Origin of the sequence: Klebsiella sp. 141162, from assembly GCF_050600755.1 — a bacterium.
Taxonomy (GTDB): Bacteria; Pseudomonadota; Gammaproteobacteria; order Enterobacterales; family Enterobacteriaceae; genus Klebsiella; species Klebsiella aerogenes.
Genome location: NZ_JAQIRI010000002.1, coordinates 190867 through 200486, shown reverse-complemented (window position 1 = coordinate 200486; position 9620 = coordinate 190867). Strand labels below are relative to the sequence as shown.

7 protein-coding genes are annotated in these 9620 nt (G+C 53.5%); 3 read left to right on the top strand and 4 right to left on the bottom strand.

The genetic code is table 11. The annotated features are described in order from the left end of the window. Positions 1-146: 146 nt before the first annotated feature. The 3 genes from ldtD to PGR23_RS08530 all read left to right on the top strand — a co-directional run bounded on the left by ldtD (position 147) and on the right by PGR23_RS08530 (position 3458). Entirely contained in the window at positions 147-1943 is a 1797-nt protein-coding gene (gene ldtD / locus PGR23_RS08540; protein WP_063447559.1) for a L,D-transpeptidase, read from the top strand. Between the two features lie 302 nt (positions 1944-2245). Next, the gene (locus tag PGR23_RS08535; protein WP_015367456.1) at positions 2246-2797 is read left to right on the top strand and encodes a YcbK family protein; all 552 of its coding nucleotides are present in this window, start codon (positions 2246-2248) and stop codon (positions 2795-2797) included. Positions 2798-2810: 13 nt separating this feature from the next. Then, a complete protein-coding gene (locus PGR23_RS08530; RefSeq protein WP_430915620.1) occupies positions 2811-3458 on the top strand; it encodes an MBL fold metallo-hydrolase in 648 nt (215 codons plus the stop codon). Between the two features lie 67 nt (positions 3459-3525). Here PGR23_RS08530 and PGR23_RS08525 read toward each other — a convergent pair whose 3' ends face one another. The 4 genes from PGR23_RS08525 to pncB all read right to left on the bottom strand — a co-directional run bounded on the left by PGR23_RS08525 (position 3526) and on the right by pncB (position 9342). Further along, positions 3526-4716 (bottom strand): amino acid aminotransferase, encoded by a 1191-nt coding sequence (locus tag PGR23_RS08525; protein WP_045395708.1) that lies wholly within the window; start codon positions 4714-4716, stop codon positions 3526-3528. Between the two features lie 186 nt (positions 4717-4902). Further along, entirely contained in the window at positions 4903-5982 is a 1080-nt protein-coding gene (gene ompK35 / locus PGR23_RS08520) for a porin OmpK35 (RefSeq protein WP_213797511.1), read from the bottom strand. A gap of 592 nt (positions 5983-6574) precedes the next feature. Then, positions 6575-7975: an asparagine--tRNA ligase gene (gene asnS, locus PGR23_RS08515; RefSeq protein ID WP_047045619.1), complete on the bottom strand. Its 1401-nt coding sequence runs from the start codon at positions 7973-7975 to the stop codon at positions 6575-6577. Between the two features lie 164 nt (positions 7976-8139). Beyond that, a complete protein-coding gene (gene pncB, locus PGR23_RS08510) occupies positions 8140-9342 on the bottom strand; it encodes a nicotinate phosphoribosyltransferase (protein ID WP_047065560.1) in 1203 nt (400 codons plus the stop codon). Between the last annotated feature and the right edge of the window lie 278 nt (positions 9343-9620).

Genomic DNA, 9620 nt, shown 5'->3' with positions numbered 1-9620 from the left:
CGCCCTTTTTGTTTTTCTGTACAGTACGCTAACAAGGTATAGTCTTTAAACTTCTTTACATTTGGTAAGGCAAAAGCGTTTTCGCCTTTATATACTGAGAATAAGCCCCATTAGGCGGGCAGCAATGTGTTAACAGGGGGCAAGGGATGTTGCTAAAGAAACGGTATGGTCGACAATTGTCGGTGCTCAGCTTGAGCCTGGCTTTTGCATTTGCTCCGCTGTTCAATGTCCAGGCCGCAGAGCCTGAAGTTATACCCACAGATAGTTCCGCGACGGTGGGCGATCTGTCGTCGGCATTAGCCCAAAGCGACGGCCAGTCCGCTGCGGTCGCGCAAATGGCCGGCGAGAAGCCGCTGGCAGCGGATGCGGTGGCGAAAAGCCGTGCTGAAATCGAGGCCTTACTGCCGTCTGGTTATCATCCGGTTTATATCAATCCTCTGGTAGCGCTGTACGCTGCCCGCGACATGAAACCCATGTGGGAGAACCGCGAAGCGGTACAGGCCTTCCAGCAGCAGCTGGCGGAGGTCGCTATCGCTGGCTTCCAGCCGCAGTTCACCACCTGGGTGAGCCTACTGACTGATCCGTCAGTCAGCGGCCTGGCCCGCGATGTCGTGCTCTCCGACGCCATGATGGGGTATCTGCATTTTATTAGCGGTATTCCGATGCAGGGGAACCGTTGGCTGTACGGCTCAACACCTTACAAAATGACGACGCCGCCGCTCTCGGTCATCAACCAGTGGCAGCTGGCGCTGGATAACGGTTCGTTAGCGCAATTTATTGCCGGACTGGCGCCGCAACATTCACAATATGAAGCAATGCATCAGGCGCTGCTGACGCTGGTGGCGGATAATCGTCCGTGGCCGCAGCTGACCAGCAACGCCTCGCTACGTCCGGGAGAGTGGAGCAACGATATTGGCGCGCTGCGTGAAATCCTGCAGCGTACCGGCATGCTGGATGATTCGGCGAAAATCGCCCTCCCGGGCGATGTGGTAAGCCCATCGGCGAAACCGAAATCGAAAACAAAACCTGCCGCGCGTGGCGTGTACGATCGCCAACTGGTCGAGGGCGTTAAACGCTTTCAGGCCTGGCAGGGGCTGGGCGCTGACGGCGTCATCGGCCAGTCTACCCGTGACTGGCTGAACGTCTCTTCGGCGCAGCGTGCCGGGGTGCTGGCGCTGAATATCCAGCGTCTGCGTTTGCTACCGAGTAAATTGTCCACCGGTATCATGGTCAATATTCCGGCGTTCTCGCTGGTCTACTATCAGGACGGCAGTCAGGTGCTGGCATCGCGGGTCATTGTCGGTCGTCCGGATCGTAAAACGCCGATGATGAGCAGCGCGTTGAACAACGTGGTGGTCAACCCGCCGTGGAACGTGCCGCCGACGCTGGCGCGCAAAGATATCCTGCCGAAGGTGCGCAACAATCCAGGCTATCTGGAGCAGCATGGTTATACGTTGATGCGCGGCTGGAACAGCAAAGAAGCTATCGATCCGTATGGTGTCGATTGGTCTACCATCACCGAGAAGAATCTACCGTTCCGTTTCCAGCAGGCGCCGGGCGCGCGCAACTCGCTGGGGCGGTATAAGTTCAATATGCCAAGCTCGGATGCTATTTATCTCCACGATACGCCGAACCACAATCTGTTCCAGAAAGATGTTCGCGCGTTGAGCTCGGGCTGCGTTCGCGTCAATAAAGCATCTGAACTGGCGAATATGCTATTGCAGGATGCGGGCTGGAATGATTCACGCATTTCCGACGCGCTGAAACAAGGGGATACGCGCTACGTCAATATTCGGCAAAATATTCCGGTTAATTTATATTATTTGACTGCCTTTGTTGGCGCTGATGGACGTACACAATATCGAACAGATATTTACAATTACGATCTCACCGCGCGATCCAGCGCACAAATTCTGCCAAAAGCGGAACAATTAATCAGGTAAATGAAGTAGTTCTGCGAAAAATGTTGTCCTAGCACTGAACGAAATCGGGCCATGGTCGTCTACAAGGCCCGTATTTCCTGGGGTGAGGCTGCCTTGACGTTGGCAATAATGCCCGGTAAGGTGCCTTTCGTGCGCCAGAAGTGCATATACATATAATCCGCAAAAATGTATTGCGGCGGTCAGAACGAAAACGCTCTCCTGCTGAGCTTTATTAGCGGTAAGGGAGCGTTAGCGCGTCGTCAGCCAAATACGTTGTAGCGGAATAGTATATTACGATTCATTTACCTGTAGACCTGATTATCATGGACAAATTTGACGCTAATCGCCGCAGATTGCTGGCGTTGGGTGGCGCTGCCCTCGGTGCTGCCGCCATTCTCCCTGCGCCGGCATTTGCCACCCTCTCGACCCCCCGACCGCGTATTTTGACGCTGAATAACCTGCACACCGGTGAATCACTCAAGGCGGAGTTTTTCGATGGTAGAGGCTATATTCAGGATGAATTAGCAAGACTTAACCATTTTTTCCGTGATTTCCGCGCGAATAAAATTAAGTCTATTGACCCAGGATTATTCGATCAGCTTTATCGCCTACAGGGACTACTCGGCACCAATAAGCCTGTCCAGCTCATCTCCGGTTATCGCTCCGTCGATACCAACGATGAACTTCGCGCACGAAGCCGTGGTGTAGCGAAACATAGCTATCACACCAAAGGCCAGGCGATGGATTTCCACATTGAAGGCGTTGCCTTAAGCAATATTCGCAAAGCGGCGTTATCTATGCGCTCAGGTGGTGTAGGATACTACCCACGTAGCAACTTTGTGCATATTGATACCGGTCCGGTACGGCACTGGTAACGAAAGGAGCATCATGAACTATCGTATTATTCCGGTCACGGCGTTCGCCCAGAACTGTTCTTTAATTTGGTGTGAACAAACCCGGCTTGCCGCTCTGGTCGATCCTGGCGGCGATGCCGAGCGCATCAAGGAAGAAGTCGCGGCGGCAGGCGTCAGCCTGATGCAGATCCTGTTGACGCATGGTCACCTGGATCACGTCGGCGCGGCAGCCGAGCTGGCGCAACATTACGGTGTGCCAATTATTGGACCGGAAAAAGAAGATGAGTTCTGGCTGGAAGGATTGCCGGCGCAAAGCCGCATGTTCGGGCTGGATGAATGTCAGCCTTTGCAGCCGGACCGCTGGCTGAATGAAGGGGATGTGGTAACCGTCGGCAATATCGCTTTGCAGGTATTGCACTGTCCTGGCCATACGCCGGGGCACGTGGTTTTCTTTGACGATGCCTCGCGTCTGCTGATTTCCGGCGATGTGATTTTCAAAGGCGGAGTAGGACGCAGCGACTTCCCGCGAGGCGACCACGGCCAGTTGATTGATGCGATTAAACATAAACTGTTGCCTTTGGGCGACGACGTGACGTTTATCCCCGGTCATGGTCCGTTATCGACGCTGGGATATGAGCGCCTGCATAATCCGTTCCTGCAGGATGAAATGCCGGTCTGGTAATGCCTGACCTCAAGGAAGTAAAAAAGGCCGCGTTTGCGGCCTTTTTCTTATGCGTCAGGGCTGAGAATTACAGCACCGCGACGATGGCTTCGCACAGCGGCGCCATGTTATCAGGCGTCATGCCGGCAACGTTGATACGCCCGGACGCGACCGCATAAATAGCGAACTCTTCACGCAGACGCAGTACCTGCTCTTTGGTCAGGCCGCTAAATGAGAACATCCCATTCTGTTTGGTGATAAAGGTAAAGTCGCGGCTGGCGCCTTTTTCCTGCAGAGTATTCACAAACAGTAAGCGCATGCGCTGAATACGCTGGCGCATATCGGTGAGTTCTTGTTCCCAGATGGCGCGCAGCGCGTCGTTGCTGAGAATCGTCGCCACCACCGAGGCGCCGTGCGCCGGCGGGTTTGAGTAGTTGGCGCGGATAACCGCTTTCATCTGGCTGAACGCGCGATCGACGGTGTCCTGATCGGCGGCAACCAGCGTACAGGCGCCAACGCGCTCGTTATACAGGCCGAAGTTTTTCGAGTAAGAGCTGGCGACCAGTAGCTCTTTATGCAGCGCGGCAAACGCGCGCAGGCCTTCAGCGTCTTCTTCCAGACCGCGGGCGAAGCCCTGGTAGGCGAAGTCAAACAGCGGCAGCCAGCCTTTTTCGGCGGACATTTGCGCCAGCTGTTGCCACTGTTCCAGCGTTGGATCGATGCCGGTTGGGTTGTGGCAGCAGCCGTGGAACAGCACAACGTCACCCGCCTGCGCTTCGTTCAGGCTGGCCAGCAGACCGTCGAAATCAAGCTGGTGGTTGGCGGCATCGTAGTAAGCGTATTCACGCACTTCCAGCCCGGCAGCGCCAAAAACGCTTTTATGGTTCGGCCAGCTTGGGTTGCTTACCCATACCCGTTTAACGTCGGTGTTTTTGGCAAGGAAATCAGCCGCTACGCGCAGGCCGCCGGTGCCGCCTGGGGTTTGGGCGGTACGGGCGCGCTTATCGCTGATAATTGCGCTTCCTTTACCGAACAGCAGCTCCTGAGTGCAACGACCAAACTCCGGAATACCATCAATACCGAGGTAGTTTTTGGTGGTTTCATTTTCCAGAAGATATTGCTCGGCTTTTTTTACGCTGGTCAGAACAGGCGTTTTACCTGTCTCATCTTTGTAAACACCAATTCCGAGGTTAATTTTGCCTGGGCGGTCATCGGCACGAAACAGATCGGCCAGGCCCAGAATAGGGTCGGCAGGGGCGGCTGTAATGTTCTCAAACATGACGAGGTTCCATTGTGATTACTGAGGGAAATCCGCTATCAGGGTAACGGTAGATTTACAAATTGCCAACCGTTTGCGACAAAAAGCGAGAAGGTTTTTGCAAGTTACGATCTTCGTCTTAGTAACGCAGAAAAGCAGGACCGAAGTCCTGCTTTTTAGGCATATCACGAAGGGGTGTACTACAGATTAGAACTGGTAAACGATACCAACCGCAGCCTGGTCGTCGGTGGCAACGCCTGCTTCACGAGTATAGGAATTGTCGTCCAGTTGGTTGAACTTGTACGCCGCGTACACGTTCATGTTTTTGTTGAAGTAGTACCAGGTACCCAGTTCTACGTATTTAACCAGGTCCGCATCGCCGCCGCCGAAGCCGCCGCGAGCCTGCAGATTTTTACCTTTAGTCTGCACGTAGCCGAGGGACGGACGCAGACCGAAATCGAACTGATACTGAACCACAGCTTCGAAGTTCTGAGTTTTGCCCGCGAAGTAGTTATCTTCTTCCGGGGTCATGTTGTAAGTCTGGGAGTACATAACAGCGGCGTAGATGTTGTTAGCATCGTACTTAGCAGAGGTTGCCCATGCTTCAGCTTTGTTACCGTTGCCGTCGCGCTTCTGGTCAACGCTACGGTTGGAGTTAGCGTAACCTGCGGACAGCGCGATACCGTTATCAAACGCGTAGGTTGCCGCGGTGCTGAAGCCGTCGCCGTTCTGTTTACGAATCACACGGTCGTGATCGTTTTTACCCTGGTACTGCAGCGCGAAGCTCAGACCGTCAACCAGACCGAAGAAGTCTGAGTTACGGTAGGTGGCCACGCCGTTAGTACGGCCGGTCATGTAGTTATCGGTGTAGTTCCAGCCGTCGCCGCCCCACTCAACCAGCATATCGGTTGCGGATTCGACGTCGTAGATGGCACCGTAGTTACGGCCATAGTCGAATGAACCATATTCGCCCGCTTTCAGACCGGCGAAGGCCAGACGGGTTTTGGTGGTCTGGGAACCTTCAACGTTGGACGCATCCATGTTGTATTCCCACTGGCCGTAACCGATCAACTGGTCGTTGATTTGGGTTTCGCCTTTCAGGCCGATACGGGCATAGGTGGTGTCGTCGCTGCTGGTGTCACCATTGGTGGTCCAGACATGTTCGCCAACCATTTTTCCGTAGAAATCCAGCTTGTTACCATTTTTGTTATAGATTTCCGCAGCGTTGGCCGCACCGGCTACCAGCAGGGCAGGGATCACCACTGCCAGAATATTGCGCTTCATCATTATTTATTACCCTCATTAATATTTTTTATATGACACTTGCCACCGCCGCCAATAAATTCCGTCAATGAAAATTTACAGAACTATTGAAGATAGTTTGGTGTCTGAAGGCATCTTTCCATCGGTAGTGTCGTTTCGCTAGCCGGAAAATGCTACCAATATCGTAAAGTAGTAACAAAAAGAAAAAACATGTAACCAAATATTTATTTTTGGGAACTTTGTGAACTCAATCAAAATTCCGTTCCACTTTGCGAAGATTGTCACCTTCTTATATATATCTATATGAATTAGTTATGAATATTTTCGCTAAAGACAGATTTGATTATTTTTTGTCTCAGTTTGGTTCCTTTTTCGCTCAGGCGCCTTTTTTGCATAACGTGCGCGTAATGATTAAAAAATAGCCAATTCAATCAGTGTATTCATTTGTGTCTTAACATAAGGTGCGAAATCTACGTACTAAGGGTAAGGAAATAGTGAGTAACATAATTACGAATTGTGAAGGTTGATGTTTAAGTTTGTTGAAATTCGCTCACGAAAATTGACATAAAAAAAGGCCGGCTTGCGCCGACCTTGTCAGTGTTTTAACGAAACGCGATTAGAATGTGGCGTTACGTGGCGTACGTGGGAAAGGAATCACGTCGCGAACGTTCTGTACCCCTGTTACGTAGGCGATAAGACGCTCGAAGCCCAGACCGAAGCCAGAATGCGGTACGGTGCCGTAACGGCGCAGGTCGCGATACCACCAGTAGTCTTCTTTATTCAGACCCATTTCGGCCATACGCGCGTCCAGCACATCGAGACGTTCTTCACGCTGGGAGCCGCCGATGATTTCACCGATGCCCGGCGCCAGAACGTCCATTGCGGCGACGGTTTTACCGTCTTCGTTAAGGCGCATGTAGAACGCCTTAATGTCTTTCGGATAGTTTTTCACGACCACCGGCGCTTTGAAGTGCTCTTCGGCCAGATAACGCTCATGCTCTGAGGAGAGATCCACGCCCCAGTACACCGGGTTTTCAAACTGCTTGCCGCAGTTTTCCAGGATAGTGACGGCGTCGGTGTAATCAACCTGGGCGAAATCAGCAGAGACAAAACGCTGCAGACGGTCGATGGCGTCTTTATCCACGCGCTCGGCAAAGAACTTCATGTCATCCGCACGCTCTTCCAGTACCGCCTTGAAGACGTACTTCAGCATGGCTTCCGCCAGACCGGCAACATCGTTGAGGCTGGCGAAGGCAACCTCCGGCTCCAGCATCCAGAACTCCGCCAGGTGGCGGCTGGTGTTGGAGTTTTCGGCGCGGAAGGTTGGGCCGAAGGTATAGATTTTGGACAATGCGCAGGCATAGGTCTCACCGTTCAACTGGCCGGAAACGGTCAGGAACGACTCTTTACCGAAGAAGTCTTTATCGAAATCGACTTTACCCTGGTCGTTACGCGGCAGGTTTTCCAGATCCAGCGTCGATACGCGGAACATTTCACCGGCGCCTTCGGTATCGGAAGCGGTGATAAGCGGGGTGGATACCCAGAAGAAACCCTGTTCGTCGAAGAAGCGATGCAGCGCCTGCGCCAGGGTGTGGCGTACGCGCGCTACCGCGCCAATCAGGTTGGTGCGCGGACGCAGGTGCGCCACTTCACGCAGATACTCGATGCTGTGGCGTTTCGCCGCCATCGGGTAGGTGTCCGGATCTTCAACCCAGCCGGTGACTTCCACGCTGGAGGCCTGGATTTCAAAGCTCTGGCCCTGACCCTGGGAGGCCACGACTTTACCGGTGACGATAACCGAACAGCCGGTGGTCAGGCGCAACACTTCCTGATTGTAATTGGGCAGAGAATTATTAATAACGGCCTGTACAGGATCAAAGCAGGAACCGTCATAGACGGCAAGGAAAGAAAAGCCAGCTTTAGAATCTCGGCGGGTACGCACCCATCCGCGCACGGTGACTTCGCTGTCAACGGCAACGCGGCCCTGGAGTACGTCGGCTACAGGCACAACGCTCATAATATTCTCTCTATATAGTCCAATAAAAAAGTCTCTTCCCCTTCAACGGGGGGATATCTATGTTACCTGTCATCTTCCATCAGACAAGCAGAATTCGCATCATAAAGGGATAATTTGACAATAAATAATAAAGAAAAAGGAGCCTGAGAGGCTCCTTGTTGAAATTAACTCGCCTTTTTAATCGGCGGCAGGTCGAAGGCCTCGCGCAGGGCGCGGACGAACGCCTTATCGTGGCAGATGGTTTTTCCCGGGCTATCGGAGAGTTTCGCCACCGGCTTGCCGTTACATTCTACTAGTTTTATTACGATATTTAGCGGTTTCACCTGTGGGATGTCGCAGGTTAACCGGGTGCCGATACCGAAGCTGAGCTTCACCCGCGAGGAGAAGTGGCGATACAGTTCGACCGCTTTGCCGAGGTCGAGGTTATCGGAGAACACCAGCACTTTACTCATCGGGTCGATACCCAATTTCTGATAATGGGCGATTGCTTTTTCGCCCCACTCCAGCGGATCCCCGGAGTCATGACGCAGTCCCTGATAGCGGGTAGCGAATTCAGGACCGAAATCACGCAGGAAAGCGTCCATGGTGATGCAGTCGGTCAGGGCGATACCCAGTTGATCCGGATATTCCGCCAGCCAGGCGGCTAGCGCCGCGCGCTGGCTGCTGGCCAGGTTTGGACTGATTTGCTGGTGGGCCTGGAACCATTCGTGCGCCTGGGTGCCCATCGGGGTTAAATTGAGTCGGCGGGCCAGATCGTAGTTGCTGGTGCCGACAAACCACGGCTCCTGCTGCAAGCGCTGCACGATAGCCTGCTGTACTTCACGGGAGAAGCGGCGGCGGGTGCCGAAATCCATCAGGCGGAATGCCGACATATCGATGTCGGCGGTCATGTCGGCGAAGTCGGCAAGCTTATGTTCGAGCGTCTCCAGCGCCAGATCGACGCCGATTTCCGGCGAACGGTAGTGGTGCACCAGTTCGCTGATGACCGCCAGCAGCGGCACTTCCCACATGATCACTTCGCGCCACGGCCCGGCGAGGCGAATATTCAGCTTGCCATGATCGTTGATGACGGTGACCTGGCTCGGGTCGTAGCGGAAGTCGCGCAGCCAGTCGAGATAGTCCTGCGAGAAGAACGGCAGGGTGGACAGCCAGTGATACTCATCGTCCTGCAGCTTCAGGTCGCGCATGGTTTCAACCTGCTCGCGAATCGCGTCGGCATAGATGCCGAGCAGATCGTCTCCGCGGCAGCGGAACTCTGCCGCCACCTCCACATCATAGTAGCGGTGGAAGACGGCCTGCTGCATATGCAGCTTATAGGCATCCGTATCAAGCAGCGAGTGCAGTACAGGAGAAGTGAATTGTGTCATGGTGCGCAGTAGCATCCTCTCACTGGGGCGTTCCATTCAAACCAAAGCAGAAAAAAGGAGGCGGAGTATACCTTTAATACCCGGTGCTGTCCTGCTGCGATGGCTCGACGGTAACGCTGACGGTCATTTGCGAGGCCTAGTTTAATATATTGAACACGGATCACACCACAAGCTTTGCGCCGGGTCGAGCGCATTTCGTGCCTCATGTGTTATCAATATGTAGCGATTTTCGTGTTGAACGTTGAAAAGATGAAGATTCTGCATAGCGCGATCTGCGC